Origin of the sequence: Vibrio sp. 2-Bac 85 (assembly GCF_037546705.1) — a bacterium.
Classification (GTDB): Bacteria; Pseudomonadota; Gammaproteobacteria; order Enterobacterales; family Psychromonadaceae; genus Psychromonas.
Window position 1 is genome coordinate 21,724 of the sequence record NZ_JALAAB010000019.1, and the last position, 20,103, is coordinate 41,826.

The 20,103-nt window shown below is 37.6% G+C and carries 13 protein-coding genes and 4 tRNA genes; 5 read left to right on the plus strand and 12 right to left on the minus strand.

Features of this window, described 5'->3' with window-relative positions; genetic code table 11:
• Nucleotides 1-68 precede the first annotated feature (68 nt).
• The 3 genes from MT390_RS16650 to MT390_RS16660 all read right to left on the minus strand — a co-directional run bounded on the left by MT390_RS16650 (nt 69) and on the right by MT390_RS16660 (nt 3,308).
• Nucleotides 69-1,307, minus strand: a complete 1,239-nt coding sequence (locus MT390_RS16650) for an outer membrane protein transport protein (RefSeq protein ID WP_499442222.1) — start codon at nt 1,305-1,307, stop codon at nt 69-71.
• A 260-nt stretch (nt 1,308-1,567) separates the two neighbouring features.
• Nucleotides 1,568-2,464, minus strand: coding sequence for a glucosaminidase domain-containing protein (locus MT390_RS16655; RefSeq protein ID WP_499442224.1), 897 nt, complete (start codon nt 2,462-2,464; stop codon nt 1,568-1,570).
• A 490-nt stretch (nt 2,465-2,954) separates the two neighbouring features.
• Entirely contained in the window at nt 2,955-3,308 is a 354-nt protein-coding gene (locus MT390_RS16660; RefSeq protein ID WP_499442226.1) for a hypothetical protein, read from the minus strand.
• 433 nt (nt 3,309-3,741) lie between these two features.
• Here MT390_RS16660 and MT390_RS16665 point away from each other — a divergent pair.
• The 4 genes from MT390_RS16665 (at nt 3,742) to MT390_RS16680 (ending at nt 4,447) form a co-directional block, all read left to right on the plus strand.
• A tRNA-Met gene (locus MT390_RS16665) sits at nt 3,742-3,818 on the plus strand.
• Between the two features lie 223 nt (nt 3,819-4,041).
• Nucleotides 4,042-4,118 (plus strand) — tRNA-Met (locus MT390_RS16670).
• A 134-nt stretch (nt 4,119-4,252) separates the two neighbouring features.
• Nucleotides 4,253-4,329: transfer RNA gene (locus MT390_RS16675), tRNA-Met, on the plus strand.
• Nucleotides 4,330-4,370: 41 nt separating this feature from the next.
• Nucleotides 4,371-4,447: transfer RNA gene (locus MT390_RS16680), tRNA-Met, on the plus strand.
• 808 nt (nt 4,448-5,255) lie between these two features.
• On the opposite strand, the gene MT390_RS16685 is transcribed toward MT390_RS16680, so the two are convergent.
• From MT390_RS16685 to MT390_RS16695, 3 genes are all read right to left on the minus strand, one after another.
• Nucleotides 5,256-6,509, minus strand: coding sequence for a quaternary amine ABC transporter ATP-binding protein (locus MT390_RS16685; protein ID WP_166370004.1), 1,254 nt, complete (start codon nt 6,507-6,509; stop codon nt 5,256-5,258).
• A gap of 1 nt (nt 6,510) precedes the next feature.
• On the minus strand, nt 6,511-7,401 hold the full coding sequence (locus MT390_RS16690; RefSeq protein ID WP_166370002.1) for an ABC transporter permease: 891 nt from the start codon (nt 7,399-7,401) through the stop codon (nt 6,511-6,513).
• 140 nt (nt 7,402-7,541) lie between these two features.
• Entirely contained in the window at nt 7,542-8,546 is a 1,005-nt protein-coding gene (locus MT390_RS16695) for an ABC transporter substrate-binding protein (protein WP_166370000.1), read from the minus strand.
• A gap of 527 nt (nt 8,547-9,073) precedes the next feature.
• Here MT390_RS16695 and MT390_RS16700 point away from each other — a divergent pair.
• A complete protein-coding gene (locus MT390_RS16700) occupies nt 9,074-10,453 on the plus strand; it encodes an ATP-binding cassette domain-containing protein (RefSeq protein WP_166369998.1) in 1,380 nt (459 codons plus the stop codon).
• A gap of 151 nt (nt 10,454-10,604) precedes the next feature.
• On the opposite strand, the gene MT390_RS16705 is transcribed toward MT390_RS16700, so the two are convergent.
• From MT390_RS16705 to rbr, 6 genes are all read right to left on the minus strand, one after another.
• Nucleotides 10,605-13,535, minus strand: a complete 2,931-nt coding sequence (locus MT390_RS16705) for a UvrD-helicase domain-containing protein (RefSeq protein ID WP_499442229.1) — start codon at nt 13,533-13,535, stop codon at nt 10,605-10,607.
• A gap of 297 nt (nt 13,536-13,832) precedes the next feature.
• On the minus strand, nt 13,833-15,482 hold the full coding sequence (locus MT390_RS16710; RefSeq protein WP_499442231.1) for a GTPase family protein: 1,650 nt from the start codon (nt 15,480-15,482) through the stop codon (nt 13,833-13,835).
• A complete protein-coding gene (locus MT390_RS16715; RefSeq protein WP_499442232.1) occupies nt 15,469-16,566 on the minus strand; it encodes a YcjF family protein in 1,098 nt (365 codons plus the stop codon). Before MT390_RS16715 ends, MT390_RS16710 begins: the two co-directional genes overlap by 14 nt.
• A gap of 421 nt (nt 16,567-16,987) precedes the next feature.
• Nucleotides 16,988-17,629, minus strand: a complete 642-nt coding sequence (locus tag MT390_RS16720) for an RpiB/LacA/LacB family sugar-phosphate isomerase (RefSeq protein ID WP_299664240.1) — start codon at nt 17,627-17,629, stop codon at nt 16,988-16,990.
• A 601-nt stretch (nt 17,630-18,230) separates the two neighbouring features.
• Nucleotides 18,231-19,370, minus strand: coding sequence for a TerD family protein (locus tag MT390_RS16725; protein ID WP_499442234.1), 1,140 nt, complete (start codon nt 19,368-19,370; stop codon nt 18,231-18,233).
• A gap of 151 nt (nt 19,371-19,521) precedes the next feature.
• The gene (rbr, locus tag MT390_RS16730; protein ID WP_166369986.1) at nt 19,522-20,100 is read right to left on the minus strand and encodes a rubrerythrin; all 579 of its coding nucleotides are present in this window, start codon (nt 20,098-20,100) and stop codon (nt 19,522-19,524) included.
• Between the last annotated feature and the right edge of the window lie 3 nt (nt 20,101-20,103).

Genomic DNA, 20,103 nt, shown 5'->3' on the forward strand with positions numbered 1-20,103 from the left:
ACTCGCGCTTTAGCTACTTACAAAAAAGCGCCATTCGGCGCTTTTTTATTTAAAATACTCAGTAAAAGTTAGAACTGGTGGCTGTATTGCACAGCAGCTAAAATAGCATCAGCATGAGTTGTGCCTGAAATTGCAGAAACACCTGTTATTCCTTCTTCGACATCAACATCTTGCCCTAATAAATAAGTAGCACCAAAGTCAACATTAGCATCCTCTGATAAATGATAAGTAAAACCACCAGAGAACCATTGGCGGTCCGAGTCTGGTACGGAGAGAGAGGTTACTTTATCCTGCGCACTTTGGTCATACATATAACCTGCTCGTAATGTCCATGTCTCGTTTAAATAATAAGTTCCACCTACCGAAAAATGCATCGTATCTTTCCATTTATAATCATTAATCGTACCGAACGCTTTTGTATCTAAGGTATCAAACGATGACCAACCAATCCATTGCACGCTGTAATGCACTGCATAGGCAGTGTTTTTAATACGGTGGTAACCAGAAAACTCTGCCATATCAGGTAATCCCATATACAGGGTATCATCCTTCACCGTCACACCATTATAGGTAATATCCCCTTTTGCTTTTAATTCGGGGCTGTAATGATAGGACAAACCAAAACGGTTATTTTCATTTAGCTCAAAGACAGTTCCTAAGTTAAAACCTAAACCAAACCCGGCTGCATCTGCATCCAATGCAGTGAACTTGCTAGATCCTATATTGAGCTCACGCTTAAGTTCTCCGGTCCCATAGATAATGTCTAAACCTGCACCGACACTCCACTGCTTATTAAGTCGGTAAGAAACGGCCAACCCTAAATTCAAACTTTTTACATCGGTTTTTCCACCATATTCAGATCCAATAAAAGAGTCATCAAAATCAGTGGCTGTACCAAAATTTGAATAGATATCGAAACCCACCGCTACTTTTTCATTAAGTGGAAAAATAACATGTAGATTCGGTGCAATGGAAATACCTCCTGCATCGTCATAATTTGAACTAGCGCCCGTCGGTGCTGTTGGACCAACATAGGTTCCATCTTTTATATTGATATCAGACTTTAAAAAATTTAACCCCATCGACATCGAAGTTTTATCAAATAAAGCCATCGTTGCCGTATTTCGCGCCATTGCAGAAGCATTATCGGCAATAACAGCATCACCAGCAAAAGCACGGCCTAAGCCTGTAGCAGATTGTACATTGAGTTGAAAACCAGCAGCATTAACTTGTAATGCAGTGAGTGAAATTGCACTCGCTAAGAGTGTTTTTTTGAAGAAACATAAACCTTGCATCTGAGTGCTCATAATACCAATCCTTGCTATTGTGATCTCAGCTGTATTGCATTATCACTTAATGATTATGAAAGAAGCATAATTCAGAAATGATATTTGCACTCAGTTATGCACTAAAAGCGTGACAGAGTGCAAATGCTTATCATGAAATTTTACTTAATTGGCGACATAAAGAAGGGATTGAATGAATTTAACAATTAGCTAGTGCATTAAAAGTGATTAAAATTAATGCACTAGCGTAAATAAGGAAGATCTAAAAATTTAAATTAATATTAATAAACAAGATGTACTAAATTATTATCAGACAAAAAAGTATCGTCAGTGACACCTAATTTGTTATAACGGATCAGTTCGCGTAACCCATCAATATAAGCCTGCCCACGCTCAGAATATTTAATCAAAGTACCCGCTAACAAAGTACCTGAAAAGGTTTTATTCGCTGCCACTTTTTTTGCTCGTAGGTCACGTAATGATTGATATGCTGAAGTAGAGTTAATATTCAACATATAACCTTCTACCGAAGCTAACGGAGTATCGAATCTCGCAATGCCATAATTACCTAATTCAGTACGTTGTTGTTTGGGTTTAATTCCATTACCACTAAAATCCCACTGTCCGAACAGTGCATTTCCTTCAAGTGCAAAACGTGACGTTCCCCAAGCACTTTCCTCCGCTGCTTGTGCTAATGCTAACGAAGGTGGAATAATATTAACGCGCTTCAATAACTTCTGTTTAAGCTTATTGGTTAAAACCTCTGTATCTTCATCTATAACACGATATTTAATAGCAATAGCGATTAAATCAGGAGACGTTAGCTTGGAATTTTTTACAATCTCACGCTCATGTAAAATATTTTCATTTGAGACTAAAATTAAAGGTAAAATCAAACGCAGAAAAATACTCTTTTTGGTGTCCACCGGCATATTTTGAGAAACTTTCTGCCACTCTGGACTAATCCCTTCAAATGTTAAACGCGGAACTTCCTTTGAGCCTTTATCCCAGTAACCAGGGGTATAATGTAAATCATTAAATACCTTTTCTAGATCCTCTAAAGAAGTAATTTTGATTTCAGTAGGGTTAGCCATCAATTGCTGAGTAGGAGAAATCTTCTCTGAACAGGCAGATAAAAACAGCACGCTACAAAGCATACTGATAATATATTTTTTCATAAAAATCTCCGTAAAATAATTAACTTTCAATTCGTTAACCGTTTCACTGTGGTAGTAATAAAGTAAATAACATCATTCGCATCGCGCAAACTAGGTTAATAATTGATTGCGATATGACAACACGACCTACAAATAAATTCATAAAATAATAAAAAATCATGATTACGTTCTATTTTTTACTATCAACAAGGTTCTAACCAATAGGCTATATACGTGGTACGCAGAAAAAAGGTTTACTTTGAATTGTAAATTGATGCCGTTAGAAAGATTGATAGTTACTTATTAATTCAATTTAAACTATCAACCCTTTATAACTAGATGTGGACTCTGTCACTAAAAATCAAGGGTATTGTTAAAAAATAGGCTGAGCCATCACTAATAAAAACAGAGACAAGACTCACGAGGAAGCCGTAAGTAATTTTAACATACGACACGTGTTAGTTGATGAGCGTGAGGGGTATCAATATCACTAAATAACCACCCACTTTAATTAAAGTGCGAAACTGCCTGAAAACAAACCAGCTAGGTTCAACAAATGAATAATAGGCAACATCAACATACACAATAATGCCAACCACATAAGCCAACCGATAAAACCATTGCTCCTCATGGTTTTTAAAATACTACCACCATGAGTTGTACCTACAAAGTATAAAAGGCAATATTGGATCAGCATGATCCCAATCACAACCGGTAATGCAGGTAACCCCAAAGACGCAACAACCATAGGAATAGTCAATACTGACATATACGCAACAGCAATTATGATCACAAACTCTTTTGGACGAAAACCAGTTAAATCCTCAAGGATTGAATCACTCTGTGTTGTATCCTTATTTTTCATATATACCTCTTCATTTTAAACATTACGAGTGTTGTTCAGCATTACGGATTCACATTGAGAATTAAACAATTCACGCTTTTAACAAGATAATATAGATTATCGTTAAAAATGACCCTTGGAAATTATGAACACTTTTTAATGCCGACCCAACATTTGTATGATAAATGCAATTTCAGTGTTTGTCTCAATAAAATGATGCTTATAAGAGACCTATCATTTTTATTCACCCTTCTGATTTGAATCTAAGCTCATCAATAAAGCATTTCCGCTAAAAATAATAATTATCACTTATAAAACAAAATACTAGGTAACTGTCACCTTAAAACATCAATTTGTTCACTCTTTAAGCAATCAACTACTAATTTCTTACAATACTGTAAATAACGCTTGCAATATAATGTGATCTCTATATCATTCGCCGCACTTAAACGGACGCGAGATGGAGCAGTCTGGTAGCTCGTCGGGCTCATAACCCGAAGGTCGTAGGTTCAAATCCTGCTCTCGCAACCAATCTTGTTTAAGAGAAGAAAAGCTAAACGGGCTCAACTCTCTATAAACAATGGCGAAGATCGTAGATTAAAATATTGCTTTCGTAACCAATCTTGTTTAAGAGAAGAAAAGCTTATCGAGCTCAACTCTCTATAAACAATGGCGAAGATCGTAGATTAAAATATTACTGTCGCAACCAACTTTTTAAAAGAAAATGTTTAAGTATTAAGTTTTATATATCGGACGCGAGATGGAGCAGTCTGGTAGCTCGTCGGGCTCATAACCCGAAGGTCGTAGGTTCAAATCCTGCTCTCGCAACCAATATTGTTTACAGGAAGCAAAGCCTATCGGGCTCATCTCCTTATAAACAATGGCGAAGATCGTAGATTAAAATATTACTATCGCTGCCGATTTTTAAAATAAAAAGCTTTAGAAAAAGAAACAATAAATCCGGACGCGAGATGGAGCAGTCTGGTAGCTCGTCGGGCTCATAACCCGAAGGTCGTAGGTTCAAATCCTGCTCTCGCAACCAATTTTTGTTTAAAAGAATAAAAAAGAAATATCAAATCCGGACGCGAGATGGAGCAGTCTGGTAGCTCGTCGGGCTCATAACCCGAAGGTCGTAGGTTCAAATCCTGCTCTCGCAACCAATCTTTGTTTAAAGAAAGAAAAGCTAATCGGGCTCAACTCTCTATAAACAATGTCGAAGGCCATAGATTAAAATCCTGCTCTCGCAACCAATCTTTGTTTAAAGAAAGAAAAGCTCATCGGGCTCAACTCTCTATAAACAATGTCGAAGGCCATAGATTAAAATCCTGCTCTCGCAACCAATCTTTGTTTAAAGAAAGAAAAGCTCATCGGGCTCAACTCTCTATAAACAATGTCGAAGCACATAGATTAAAATTCTGTTCTCGTAACCAATCTTTGTTTAAATAAAGAAAAGCTCATCGGGCTCAACTCTTTATAAATCATGGCGAAGACCATAGATTCAAACCCAGCTCTCGCAACCAACTTCTAATACCTTTAGAAGAACTAATTCCAAGATAAAGTATAAATAAAACTTAAAATATTGGCACTCAATAAGGCAGTCTAGTAACTCGTCGTGCTCAGCTCTTTATAAACCATGGTAAAGGCCATAAATTCAAATCCTACTCTCGCAACCAACTTCTAATACCTTTAGAAGAACTAATCCCAAGAAAAAGCATAAATATAACTTCAAATATTGAAACCCAATAAAGCAGTCTAGTAACTCGTCAGGCTCAGCTCTTTATAAACCATGGCAAAGGCCATAGATTCAAACCCTGCTCTCGCAACCAACTTCTAATTTTAGTAGAAGGTGAAACACAACATAGGTTCAAATAATAAATAATAAAAAAGCCCATTCTGTAAAAAATGAGCTTTCAATATTCTGTTTAGCTAATAACGCTGATTTTGCTTATCTCCAAACAACGTTATTTACTATTTTTGGGGTTCAGGATCTTTACTCTCTTGATCACTATCGCTACTTTCACTACTTCCTTGATCACTGAGTACTTCCGCTAACGTGGTACGAGATATGTGCCCTTCTACATCACCTTCGGCATTTAAAACAGCTAAAGGATGCTCATTATCTAACATATCAGAAATAACAGATTCCAATAGTGCATCACTTTGTACCGATGGCACATCTTCGAATAGTTCATCAGTAATCGCATTGCCATAATCACTTTTTTCAACATTTTCTAATGTTTCTTGTGTGATCATACCTTGATAACCATCATCATTTACAACGTAACCATAATCTTGTTTAGACTTTCGCATTTGTGCAACAGCTTCACCAATATTCTCGCTAGAAATACGACAAATTTGTGGTTGCATAACTGTCTCAACGGTTAATGCGCGCGCTCTATTTACATCTTTTACAAAGGCTTCAACATAGTCATCTATGGGGTTCAATAGAATATCTACAGGTGTACCTTGTTGAATGAGTAAACCATCTCGTAAAATCGCAATTTTGTCACCAATACGTAACGCTTCATCTAAATCATGGGTGATGAATACAATGGTTTTATGCAATTTATCTTGTAGTTCAATTAACTGATCTTGCATTTCACTTCGAATAAGAGGGTCTAGTGCAGAGAAGGCTTCGTCCATTAATAAGATATCAGCATCAGTACATAATGCGCGCGCTAATCCAACTCGTTGTTGTTGTCCACCAGAGAGTTGGCCAGGATATTGTTTTGCATACCCATCTAACCCCACCGTTTTTAACCATTCATTACCACGTTCTTCTCGCTCATTTTTAGCAACACCCTGAACTTGCAAACCATAAGTAATATTTTGTAGCACAGTGCGATGCGGCATTAAACCAAAACGTTGAAATACCATCGCCATTTTTTGACGGCGGAAATTTTGTAGGTCTTTGGCGTTTAACTGCATCACATCTTCACCAGCAACCACTATTTCACCAGCTGTTGGATCAATTAAACGATTAAAGTGACGAATCAATGTCGATTTACCTGAGCCAGATAACCCCATGATCACAAATATTTCACCGGGATAAATATCTAAGTTGATATCCGCTAGACCAACAGTATGGCCTGTTTCAGCTAAAATAGTCTCTTTAGATTTACCTGCTTTTACTTCTTCTAAAACTTTCTTCTCATTTTTACCAAAAATCTTATATAGATTTTTAATACTAATTAAAGGAGCGTTATTTTCATTCGAACTCATCTTAATGCCCCCCAAAGTTTTGTAACGTACGTTTTGCATAACTTTGTGAAATTCGATCAAAAATAATCGCTAACGCCACAATCGCAAGACCATTTAATAAACCTTGTGTAAAATATTGATTACTAATCGCCTGTAACACTGGTTGTCCCAATCCTTTAACCCCAATCATTGAGGCAATAACTACCATTGCTAATGCCATCATAATAGTTTGGTTAATTCCCGCCATAATCGTGGGCATTGCTAACGGAATTTGTACGCCAAATAGCCGTTGCATTGGGCTTGCACCATAAGCGGTGGCAGCTTCCAACACTTCTTTATCAACAAGGCGAATACCTAAGTTTGTTAAACGAATAACCGGAGGAATGGCATAGATAATCACCGCAATCACCCCTGGCACTTTACCGATACCCAGTAACATAACGACCGGAATCAAATAAACAAAGGCAGGCATTGTTTGCATCACATCTAAAATAGGTGTGACAAGCGATTGTACTCGATTAGATCGCGCCATCGCGACGCCAATTGGCATTCCTATTAGAATCGCTAATAAGGTAGAAACAATGATCATACTCATGGTACGCATTGTATCTTCCCACATACCGAAATAACCAATGATGACAAAAGCTACTGCGACTGAAATAGTTAATTTAAAGGAACGACTGGCTGCATATGAAAAAGCAGCGAGGGCTGCGATAACTAACCACCAAGGAGTTGATAATAGTAATTTTTCAAACCAAATGAGGGTGCTTAATAATGGGTCAAAGAAAGATTGAATAGCATCGCCGTATTCACGTGAAAAGTCACGAAAGAGACCATCTAATAATTTTTTAAAATCTCTTAATTCTTTACGATCAAGCTGCGGGATTTCTGACATCCATGACTTGTCTGACATTTTATTTTTTCTCCTGAAAAAATTTTAACCAACCTAGGTAAATATCTAGCTAAGCAGAACGCTAAAATTGATACAGTGTAAGTTATTTACTTACCTAGAATGATAATAAAGCCTAGCTTAACTAGGCTTTATAGGAAGGGTTATAATTCTGCTAATGCTTTTTTAACTTTTGCTGCTGTGGGAGCATCAACCCATTGCGTCCATATTTCTTCATGGTTAGTTAGGAAATATTCAACGATATAATCACCATCGGCTTGTTCGTCTTCTTTCCAAGCTAATAAGGCATTCATTTGTTCGTTAGTAAATGAACGACCAGCAAGATAAGCCACTACCTCTGGCGCTCTTTTCGCGAACTCTTCAGTAACAACTGATTCCACTGCTGAAGGCGGATACATGGTCACTTTAGGATTTAAACAATCGATTTGAGTTGTACAGTTTACGAACTCATCTTTATCGACGCCCGTTCCAAAGTCCACTTTAACCATTTTATATTTACCTAAAACAGATGTTGGAGCCCAGTAGTAACCTAACCAAGCTTCTTTGCGTTCATAAGCTTTAGCAATTGAACCTGATAAACCGGCACCAGAACCTGGATCTAACAGCTCAAAACCAGAAGCTTCTAGATCAAGTGCCGTAAACAGTTGAGTAGTTGAAATTTGACAGTTCCAACCAGAAGGACAGCCCATTAAAGCAGATTTAGTTGGATCTTCAGGGTGTTTAAATAATTTTGCATTGGCTCTAATACCTGCAATAGTTGCTAACGTAGGGTCTTTCTCAACCATGTAAGCAGGTACCCAAAAACCTTCTTCTCCACCATCGGAGAGTGTTGTACCCGCGTAGCGAATTCGACCTTCAGCAACCCCTTTATCTAATGCTTCACGCATTGCGTTACTCCAGAATTCAGGCGCGATATCAGGTTGCCCTTTTTCAATCATTGCAGCACCGGTTGGCATAGTATCACCAGGTACAAGCTCTGCATCACAATCAAAGCCATGTTCAACAATAAAGCGGTCAACATTGGCAATAACGGTTGCAGAAGCCCAGTTCATATCAGCAATAGTTACTTTGCCACATTCACTTGCCGCAGCAGGTAAAGTGAAAGAAGCACAGGCAAGTAGTAATGAAGATGAGATGAGTTTACGCATATTAATATCCTTATTAATGAAGTTTGCATTTACGGTTAAAAATTAGAATTTATGACTAAAAGATGAGGATTAACATAGCAAACGAATCGACATAGTACATTAAATAGGCTTATATTTGAAGGTATTAACTAAATTCACAGGGTTCGCAACCGATAAATGAGACCATGCTTTAATTTATTGAATTGAGTCACATTAATTTTCATCAGTATGCTATGTAAACATTTATGGTATGGATCAATGTTCGCTTTGGTACTTACTTAACGATGTCGACATAACCTTATTAAGATGAACAGATGTTAACTAATACTACTACCTTGCGTTAACATCTGTTAATAAACAACTAAATCAACAGTGCTAGTAACCAGTCTAGATACTTAGCTCGAGGCTAAGCTAGAGAATAATCTAAGTATGAAAAACACAGTAACGCTCTCTAAATTAAGTTTTAAAATTGATAATTATAACTTACTCATTTATTTAACTTTGTGGCAAAATAAAATTTTCCTCCTATTAACAGACTGAATAATTCTATGATAAATATTGTAAATTTAGCGCATGAAAAGTTAACCATCGATCATTGGCAAATACGCAACAATGAAAGCTGGTGCGTATTAGGCCGTAATGGGTCAGGAAAACAGTATATTGATCAACTTTTAACTGGCGATCTACAAATAGACAAAGTGGATCAACTCACTTTACCAAGCAAAGAAAAAGTAGGCATTATTTCATTTGAAGCACAGCAACAAACCTACGAAAATACGTTAGCGATGGAAGCGCCAGACTACGTAGACGCAAACGATGTTGGCACCAAAGCACAAGACTTTTTACCGCAAGATAAATGGAATGACCCACTGATTAGTGAGTTTGGACTCAGCCACCGTATGCAAACACGTTATATCCAATTAAGCACGGGTGAAAGTAGAAAACTATTGATTCTACAAGCTATATTTAGCGGTGCTGAACTATTAATTTGTGACAATCCCTTTGATAGTTTAGACGTGCAATCCTGTGAAACTTTATCTAATGCGTTAGCACGTTTATCCAACACAGGCTTTACCATTGTATTAATGCTAAGTAATCGCCAAGATATTCCAAATTGGTGTAATAACATCGCCTTTATTGAACGTGGCCGAGTAGATGTAATTGGCCAGCTCGATGATATTGAAACAAAAAATCAATTAGATGCATTATTAAGTCCAGTACCTGACCACATTCCTTGGCCAGAAAACATACAACAATTATCTGATTATAATCATCCTTATTTAGTTAAACTAAACAAAGGCACTGTGCATTATGGCGGCGTTAATGTTTTTGAGGATTTAGATGTTGAAATAAAACCACTGCAGCATACTTTGATTACAGGGCCTAATGGCAGCGGAAAATCAACCTTAATGCAGTTGATTACTGGTGATTGCCCACAATGTTATAGCAACGATATTCATGTCCTAGGTTACAAAAGAGGTTCTGGAGAAACTATTTGGGATGTTAAAAAGAACATGGGAATAGTTAGCTCTGAATTACACCGCCAGTACCGTGTTAATGGCGAATTATTAACCGTGGTATTGTCGGGTTTTTATGACTCCATTGGTATGTATCAACAGGCCACCGCTCATGAAATTAACATTGCACAACAATGGCTAGAAAAGATTGGTTTATTGGATCAGCAAAAGAGTCTGTTTCAGAGTTTAAGTTATGGTGAACAACGACTGGCTTTAATCGCCAGAGCCCTGGTGAAATCACCTTATCTATTAATATTAGATGAACCAACACAGGGACTAGATGAGCTAAATAGACACCGTGTACTTAATTTCCTAGAGCATCTAGCGACTCAACAACACAGCACCATGTTATTAGTCAGTCATCGAAGAGATGAATTTTTACCTATTTTTGAACAACATATTACCCTTTAGTAAACTTCAAGGTTGAATTCGCTAAATAATAAAGTTTATAAAACAGATAATAACTAAAAAATTAACCGGCTGAAAGTTAATTTCAGCCCGGTAAAAGGGTAATGAATACTAGACTAAATAAAGTTCAAGTTATTTATGGATAAGGTTGAGCTTAATTTGGCCACTGTAAATTGGCTTTATCAATACCATTTTTACAGCTCATCGGCTCATTACCTTTAAAGTTTCGACATCCCCAGAATTCACCTTTTTTACTTGTCCTTAACGCCATTTCAGCACCACACTGATCGCATAGAGGCACTATTTCAGAACAAGCAGGATTAAGGCAAGTTTTAAAGCCACTATATTTGTTTTTTGTCATTGCCGTATCACATTGACGACACCCTCTTTCTTTATGGTCACAACGTGGAAAATGCGAGCATGAAAAGAAGTGTCCAAAACGTCCGTTACGTGGTATTAACGTACCAGTTTCGCAAAGCATACACGTAATTTTATCCACTAATGTTTGACTGATTGTTATCCCAAATTCATTCAATTCAACATCATAACCATCCACCAGCTCCTTAACAAAATCACTGCCATCAAGCATATCCGCAATAATATAAGCACGCTCTTTCGCTCGTGTTAATGCCACATACATTAACCGCCTTTCTTCCGCATATTCAAAATCTTCAGGCTTAGCTAACAAAGCATCAATAATTGCAGGAGTGGCTTTTTGTGATGGAAAACCAAGTTTGCCCGATGTCATTCCCATGATCACAACAAAATCGGCTTCTTTGCCCTTGGAAGCATGAAAGGTTTGATTTTCAATAAACAGTGTTGGGTATTGTTTATTTAACTCTGCCAAGGTTTGCTTATCCGGCAACTGAAACCAATAACGCGCTAATAAATACACGTTCATTTTATCGCGTTGATGAGGTTTATTAGCAATGGCAGTTAATACTTCCGCTAGTGCACCGTTGGCAACTTCTGGAATGCTTTGTGTTTGTTGTTTATTAACATTATTAATACCTTGATTCACGACACTTTTACGTAAAATAGAGACAGCCGGTTTATCAACCTGTTTAATTGCATCGATGGTTTTAGTTAACTGTGATGGATTTTTGCTAACAAACTCAGTAGCCACCTTTGCAATGCTATTATTAAATCGAAAAGTTTGATCCAGTTGTGTTTGTGTACTCGCGCCAAAATACTGTTCAAACTCAGTTGTTAATGACACATCCCCACCACTAAAACGATAAATAGCTTGCCAATCATCACCAACAGCAAATATTGAACAACTTTTACGACTATCACGTAATGCCTTCACAAGGCGAGCACGTGGCTCAGAAATATCCTGAAATTCATCAACCATGATATAACGCCAAGGGGAACGAAATTGACCATTTTCAATATACTGCAAGGCTTTATTGATCATATCTTCAAAATCAATTTCATTACGAGTATCTAGAAACGCTTGGTACGCCTTTAAAATAGGATGTAATAACTGTAAAGCTTTACTGGTTTGCGTGGGGTCAATGGCATTAGCAATAACCTTTTTTTCTAACAACGGATCTAAACAAGCCGCTTTATACAAACCCACCAAGGAGGAAAAGAGTTCTGCTAATACGCTAATGCGCCCAGTTTCTTTAAGGTTAGCTAATATAACTTGCTCAGGTAAGGGTTGGTACTTTATACCTTGCACTGAAAGGGATTTTTTTAAATAACTCAAAAGCATCTCCTGTTTATGCATTGCATAGGTTAATTCGATACACTCGGTATTATGTTGTTGATGGGTTTGGCGTTTCCACTGCATAGACGCATGGTAATCTTCCCTATCAATATAAGGTGCAGTATCGCCATTTTCATCAATACCAAAATATTCAATATACAAATTAAGCGTGGGTAAAAAGAAATCGGGTTGGTACTGTTTACGTTCAGTAGTGCGCACATCAACCGTATAGTTTGCTTCATATTGATAATCGATACCATGATTAAATAACCAATTAGCAATATACAATTCACCAAAACTTTTAACCTGCTCGCCTTTCAAAGTACGAATATCATTGTCAGTGAGGTATTGGTAATAATCACCTAGGCTAGCAAACTCGAAGTGATTTTTCTCCGCATAATAATAACGACTAAAATAAGTGAATACAGCTTGTCTATACTCAGCTTGCTCATTCATTAATCGCTCAAAACAATCCTGTACCCATTTAGCTTTAGCGGTTTGATCTTCAGCAAAGAGCGATAGATTAGGTTTCGCAGCTTCTACTTTGGCAATAATACTCAAGCCTAAATGATGGAACGTAGAAGCTTTAATTGTATCAAGACCTAACTTATCTTTTATACGTTGATCCATTTCAAGCGCTGCTTTTCTGCCATAGGCTAATAATAATATCTCGCTAGCTTTTGACTGTTGGCTTTTAAGTAAATACCCCGTTCGTCCTACCATCACGCTGGTTTTACCGGTACCCGCCCCTGCTAACAACAGATTATTATCGTCATCAATCACACAAGCTCGACGTTGCATTGCAGTTAATGGATTCGATTCAACCGCATCAAAAAATGATTGATATTGTTGTAATTGTTGCTCGATATAAGTATCACGAAATGCGTTAATCTGCGTCACTTGCCAATGACGATAGCGTGATAGCTTCTCTAAGTAAGGTGCCAATGATGCGGGCACTCGTTTAGCAGATAAAACCCAGGGAAACCACTTTTCATACTCTAGGGTTACTACATTTAGTAGTCGCTTTACCACTGACTGTCGAAGATATTGACTGCTAATGAAGGGTTCTATTTTTACTATTAGTTGTATCAGTGACTGCTGATTTGCTTGTATCCACCATTGTTGGCATTGATGTTTATAAAGCTTAGCTGCGTCATAGCTTAATTTACTTAAGTGGTAGTGTTTATGTTCAGATTCAACAACTAACGTTTGACCAAACCATGTTGAGATGAACACTGGTGGTTTAGTTAACGCGCCCCAATTAACTACCGATTTATTTTTATCAACGTAGATACTCAGCGCATCGGCATTGAGGTTAATTTCAGTATGATGCCCAAAGAGACGACCGAAGAAGCTTGAAGTGATTGATGTCATGATAATAAATAGCCTGATAGAAGGTCAAAGTGCGCTTAAAATACAACTTATTAATACAACAAACACAAGTAAGCTGCATGTGCCACTGCACACAAAATGAAAGCATGATACTGGGACTCAGTGATTTTTAAAACAAATGAAAGCCGTGAGGATAGAAGTGATAATTTTTTTTAGTTCCTGTAAATAATCCTGTGACCCAGTAAATCATTCACTGGGCTTTCTGATACTCAACGCATTGAAGGCTAATGTTTTCACATTGATTAATCGATAAGGCTGATTTCAGGTGGGGGCCAAAAGTTATGATTTTTTCTTTAACTTTTTAACCACTATTTCATTTAACTTTGGCGCAGCCGCTCTTAACAAATTAGGATAGAGTTTTTTACCGCTATGCATTACACGGTCAAACTGCTTTTTGATACCAATGCCTTTACCTATTGCTTCTCGTCTTTGCCTATTACGCTGTACATTATTTGCATTTTCAATCTCTGCTTGCAGTGTGTTTTTTAGACTTTCTATACCAAAGTGTGGTTTATTCGGGCTGATCGACAGCGCAATCATTTTATCAGGCATTAATAGGGTTTGATTATAATCCATCGCTTGCTTAATGATCTTCGCTTTGGCAGCCTTTGCTTCAACTAAGTCCGGTTGTATTAAATCATAGGGAGGTTGCCAATCGTCAATTGGTTTAAGCCTATCAACTTGGTTAACTATCCCAACCACCGTCGCTTTTTTACTAGAGATATGTTTTACATCATCGTAATAGGCATCAAATTTAGTTTTAAGGTTTTTATCCAATGCACGAGCAGGCTGGTCAGCTTTTAACATCCAAAGAATAAGATCCGCACTGGTCATTTCAGCAAGCATACTTTGTTCTGTTTTAGGCTTACCATCTAAGCCCTGTAAGTCGATTAGCCGAATATCAATATCATCCAAGCTTGCTTGATAAACAATCGTGCCGTCGGTGCAAGGTAACACATCCACTTCGGCCATTAATTGCTCTTTTAGTACATTAATAACCGACGACTTGCCTGCATTGGTTTGCCCAACAATAACAATACGTATTGGCTCTAAATCAGCTGCCATTCGCTGAACATCTTGCGTCGCAATATCAGAAGCGGTAACACTGCCCTGCTCAAAGCTAAACCGGCCACTGTATAAATCAATCGCAACCGAGACCACTTCATCTAATAAAGCTTGTTTGGCTTGAATCTGAATATTTTCAAATAAACCTTGAGTCATGCCCGAGGTAGATTGATCTTTGAGCAGGTCAGTAGCAAATTTAGCAGGATTTAAATATAAGTTTTTTGCATAATTGGCCCAAATAGCCACTTTAATCGCTTTTTGACCTACTTCACCATATTGCTCATACGCTTTATAGCCACTTGTTAAATGAGAAATTTTCACCAACTCTATGGCAGGAATATACTCCTTAACCACTAATTGATAGCGCCGACTTATTTCTTCTAATAACTGCAAACCTTCGGGAATTGAAAAATCTAACCCTTTTTTATCAAACGCCTGTGCAACAAAGTTCATCAGCTGATAGGCAACTTTATCCAGTTCTCGCCACTCTGTATCAGCACTTAATAATTGGCGAGCTTGGATCTTCGACTGCTCCCAGATTACCACTTCATGCGTCGACCAATCTTTATTGACCTTAACCAAACTATCATCAACCTGCGTGCTATTTTCATTGAGCTTTTTTTGCTGCTCTTGAAGACGACGTTTATCTTGGTGACGATTAGTTAGCCATAAAGGCAAACTGATCAGCAGCGTGCTAACGGCAATACAAATAGATAAAATCAGCAGATAATCGTATTGGATAGCCAGAAATAAGCCAAATCCCACCATCATCAACACAGGTAAAATAGCCGATACGACAGCAATCCCCCAACGGCCACCGGATAACTGCGATAAGAGTAAAAAGAGTTGTTTAATTTTTTTCATATCCTGCCGCCGCCTTGCCTTTTTTAAGGGCATTTTTATATAAATCTTGCATCACCTGTTCAGATATCGGCTCACCTTTACTCTTATGGTAAAAGTAATAACAGGCAACACGCCCTAATCCATAGGTTGTAGCAAAGCTCATCGATGCAGCCGCTGCGGCACCAATCGTTTGTCCATACACGGGAATTAATTTAATAAGCTGTCTTGCGCCCAGCTTCGCAGAATACTGTAAGGCAAAACTACTGCCTAATGAGCCAGTTAGTTCTGTAAATGTGCGTTTATTCCACATCACACCATATTGATTCGCCAAACTATGTAACATCTTCGCCTGAATAGCCGGCACAGTCACCAAACCAAGACCTGGAATTAAATCACTAGCGGCAGCACTACCGGAATACCACAGCACTTCTTTTTGCACTTGATTAAAGTTTGCATTTTCAATATCAGAATGTGCTTTATCTTCCACTAGCAAACCTAAAATAGGCAGTATTTTTGTTACTTCTGAAATCAATAATTGCTCATTATAAACACCATCTTCAGCAGCCTCAAAATCTACGCTGACCGAGTTAAAAGGTTTGCCCCAACTCTCGCGCACTTGCATTTCATTAAATGCAATTTGCCGTTCTCTATCCGCTTCATTAGTTAATAAAACTGCACTATGGATCAACAATAAATGTTCAATATTTTTATTTTTTTTAATCTGCTTCAAAGCATCCAACACTGCGCTTTGTTCTGGCTCATCAACTTTCATCACCACCACAATCGCATTGCCTGACTTACTGATCTCTTTTATATCCTCACTCGCATCGTAATCCGCTTCACCTAAACCGCGTGTATCTAAAAATCGCATCACTGCTTTTTGCTGCGGAAAATCATAAACTTGTGCAGTCATGGTGCAAGGTTCAAAACCGTTACCCACTTCTATCGACGACAGCCCTGTTAACGCTTGAATAAAAGAAGATTTACCCGCCCCTGTTTTACCTAGTAACCACAACGTTGGTAAATACTCATGCTGAACTTGTTGCGCTTGGCTGAGATCAGGATTTTTACTGGGGTTAATAAACTCTTTTATTTGTTCAAACATATCAGCAGATCCCTGACTAAGTGACACGAACTAGATTAAAGTAACATTGATAAATTAAAGCTATCTTGTGTGACTAGAATAACCTGAGTAGAAAGGAGTGGCTAGAGGTGTTAATACTAATTACTCCCTTATTAAGAGCAATGTTCTTATTTTATAAATTTTAAAGATGAATAACGATGGCGATTATTACTTAACCTCAATTCTGGTTAATGAAAGCGGAATTGAAGTTAGTTAAAATCATAAAATTATATTTTTTGGCTATACAGTGCCGTTAGTTTTGCGTAGTTCAAGGCGAATAATAGTTATATGAATAGTTATATAGGCGCCCTATCTAACTAGGCACCTTATAAAGCTACGTAAAAGTTAATTAATAAGCTACGGAACCTGCAACTATTTAAACACCGCTATTCAAACACCGCAGCTAAGCAAGAAGAGATTGTACGTATTCTTTAATCTCGGCATTCTGACAATTATCGAAAAAACATTGTTGAAAACGTTCGCCCGATACTGCCGTTTTAACCAGTGTTTGATCAATAGCACGTAATGTATCTAAATAGTTTTCTTTAACAATGGCGGCCTTAACGTCATTTAAAATGCTCGCATTACTTTGTTGCGGTGCTGCACGCTCCAAAGGATAACCCTGACCACGCTCGCCCGTGGTAAATGCTTTTTCAAAGATATAACGTACATTTAGCTCAGCGCCCCAGCCGTAACCTTTTGCAAAAGCCAAAGCCAGCGCATTGCCATTATTGATTTGATTAAATAGAAAAGCGTCGGACGGGTCTAAGCAATAACCACATACCACACCTGGGTGTATGTTTAATGACATCATCGCACCTTGACCAGTACCACAACCAGCAACAACAAAATCAACGGCTTTAGCATTGAGCAAAAGACTGGCCATAATACCAAGGTGGATATAAGTTAAATGATGATCATTTTCATCGCTCATTCCAACATTATAAACAGGATAATCAAGCGGTCCGACTACTGTATTTAATTCATTTAAAATGGTTGCATTTTTACCTGCTTGACTATTTTCCATCATTAACGCAATTTTCATATTTTACTCCTGTGCTGTTCGCCGTTCATTTTGGTCATTAATATTGTCATTAAGGTTTAATAAGGCCGAATGCATTTGTTGTATTTACTCATTTTTAAATCAGAAAATGATTGTTTACATCAAAATACATTACACACTCATCACCCCAATGCTTACCTCAACCTTTATCCCTGCGAACGTTAATTAAATGTTTCTAGCTTCGGTACAATTTAGGGGACGGTTTAATTACCGTCTAGTTACGATTTAGATCGTAAAAATTAATAGCTTAAATATACATACAAATGGAACTCACAGCAATAAATTTTAAAACGATGTTTTATTTATTAAAATCCTCTGTTATTAATATTGCTAATACACTTGGTTATACAGAAAATATTCAATAAAAATGCAGGGCGTTAAAGCTAAGAATTTGCAAGTAAAGTTTTGAGATTAGAGATTAACCTTAAGAGAAAGGATAGGAGAAATAAGCGATCATCCCCCTGAATACATGATTACTTTATTTGGGCGTAAAAATGTTACCTCTCAAATTAGTTAAAAAGTAACGTTAGCCAAAAAACAATACTAAATAACTAACGCTTCTCATTAATTTACAATGTTAAATTTACTTACGCCCTTCGGTCCAAGTAAATCCCCAACCAAAGTGTTGGTCACAATCTTTATGACCATCAAATAATTTATTTAACTGCTCAACCTGCACATTGCCATTAGTGACCTTTATTTCTGCAATGGCACAAAATCGTTTTGATTTACTTTTTTCGGTAAGTTTTGACTCGATCGGTGCCATATCAGGTACATGCATTGTTACCTGTGCATTGGCTTTTTCCCAGTTCGGTGAACCTTCATAGATAAAAGCAAAAATGATTATCCGTTTAACATCTTGAATTTTATCGCCATTAATATGCAACCACTCACCATCGACACTTTTCCCCGTTCGGTCATCGGCTAACAGTTCTACATAAGGTGTAAATTCAAGGCGTTTACCTAGTGCTTGTACTAACGCCTTTTGCCCATTATTAAGCTCCACAAAAGCGCCTAAATCTAAGTCGATAGCTGAGCTAAAGAAGCCTCCTGATGCCTGTGTCCAATTCAAATTCGCTTTAATTAATCCTAACGTGCCGGCACGCTTGGTTAAATCCACTTTGGGTTGTGCTTTTGTTAAACTGATTTTGCTCAAATTAACCCTAGCAGGTTCATTCGGTCTTGAAGATGTACTAGCTACATGTTCTGCAGAAGCCTCAGCTAATGTTGGTTCTGTCTGTGCTTCATTTGCACCTGGCTTTTCTAATTCCACGCCAAAGTGTTCTGCTAGTGGCGCCAAGCCACCATTAAAACCTTGCGCAACAAACCTCACTTTCCATTGTTCATTACGCTTATACAGCTCTAATAATATCAGTGCTTTTTCAGGGCGATCTAAAGTATCAACAACACTGTTAAATTGAGCAGTACTTAGCTGAATATTTTTCCCCCAAGATGCTGCATTCTCTAACGTTGCTGTAATAGCAAGCTTTTCGATACGGCTAGGAATTTTATCAAGATTAAATTCAATGGTCTGATTAACAATTTTAACGCCTGCGCAAGGTGAAGTCGGTAGACCATAAAAAATCATATCCTCATCAACAGCAATTTTTGCAGTTGCATCCAGTAAAAATATCGATACGTCTATAGATTCCGCTAAGTTATGCGTTAATGTAAAGGCATGTTGAGTCAGCTGTTGGTTGCCACCTATCGGTAAATTTGTCACCTTCAATTCCTTCTAATAATGTCTCATAGGTTGGATCTTAAGAAGAAAATTAGTTGAAAAAATGCTCTGAATTAGATCTGATAGTAATCGCCAAACCACTATCAATCAGCAAATTGGAGCATGAATAAAGATAATAGTCTGCTATGTTCTTTTACCAGTTTTCACCTAATAATTCAAAATGAGCTTGTGGGTGAAGGCATGCTGGACATAATTTAGGTGCTTCTTTTGCTTCATGGAGGTAGCCACAGTTTCTACAGCGCCAAACAACGACACCATCCCTTTTAAATACTCGACCCGCTTCAAGATTATCAGCTAGATCATTAAATCGTTTTTCATGCTGTTTTTCTGAAACTGAAATGGCAGTAAACGCAGCAGCAATCTGACCAAAACCTTCCTCTTTAGCTATTTTTGCAAAGGCTGGATACATATCGCCCCATTCATGTTCTTCACCTGCTGCAGCTTTTTTTAGGTTTTCAAATGTATGACCGATACCCCCACTAGAAATAGTCTCAGTTATCTCAACTTTATTGCCTTCAAGAAAACTAAAAAATCTTTCTGCATGTTCTTTTTCTTGATGCGCTGTTTCTTCAAATATAGATGATATCTGAACTAACCCTTCTTTTTTAGCTACACTGGCAAAAAAAGTATATTCATTTCTTGCACGTGATTCATTTGCAAATGCAATCAGTAAGTTTTTTTCTGTTTGTGTACCTTTAATGCTTTTGGACATTAC

What these genes read in the sequence shown, in the direction of transcription:
- MT390_RS16650 (WP_499442222.1), bottom strand. Translation starts at nt 1,307, where the DNA reads ATGAGCACTCAGATGCAAGGTTTATGTTTCTTCAAAAAAACACTCTTA.
- MT390_RS16655 (WP_499442224.1), bottom strand. Translation starts at nt 2,464, where the DNA reads ATGAAAAAATATATTATCAGTATGCTTTGTAGCGTGCTGTTTTTATCT.
- MT390_RS16660 (WP_499442226.1), bottom strand. Translation starts at nt 3,308, where the DNA reads ATGAAAAATAAGGATACAACACAGAGTGATTCAATCCTTGAGGATTTA.
- MT390_RS16685 (WP_166370004.1), bottom strand. Translation starts at nt 6,509, where the DNA reads ATGAGTTCGAATGAAAATAACGCTCCTTTAATTAGTATTAAAAATCTA.
- MT390_RS16690 (WP_166370002.1), bottom strand. Translation starts at nt 7,401, where the DNA reads ATGTCAGACAAGTCATGGATGTCAGAAATCCCGCAGCTTGATCGTAAA.
- MT390_RS16695 (WP_166370000.1), bottom strand. Translation starts at nt 8,546, where the DNA reads ATGCGTAAACTCATCTCATCTTCATTACTACTTGCCTGTGCTTCTTTC.
- MT390_RS16700 (WP_166369998.1), top strand. Translation starts at nt 9,074, where the DNA reads ATGATAAATATTGTAAATTTAGCGCATGAAAAGTTAACCATCGATCAT.
- MT390_RS16705 (WP_499442229.1), bottom strand. Translation starts at nt 13,535, where the DNA reads ATGACATCAATCACTTCAAGCTTCTTCGGTCGTCTCTTTGGGCATCAT.
- MT390_RS16710 (WP_499442231.1), bottom strand. Translation starts at nt 15,482, where the DNA reads ATGAAAAAAATTAAACAACTCTTTTTACTCTTATCGCAGTTATCCGGT.
- MT390_RS16715 (WP_499442232.1), bottom strand. Translation starts at nt 16,566, where the DNA reads ATGTTTGAACAAATAAAAGAGTTTATTAACCCCAGTAAAAATCCTGAT.
- MT390_RS16720 (WP_299664240.1), bottom strand. Translation starts at nt 17,629, where the DNA reads ATGAAAATTGCGTTAATGATGGAAAATAGTCAAGCAGGTAAAAATGCA.
- rbr (WP_166369986.1), bottom strand. Translation starts at nt 20,100, where the DNA reads ATGTCCAAAAGCATTAAAGGTACACAAACAGAAAAAAACTTACTGATT.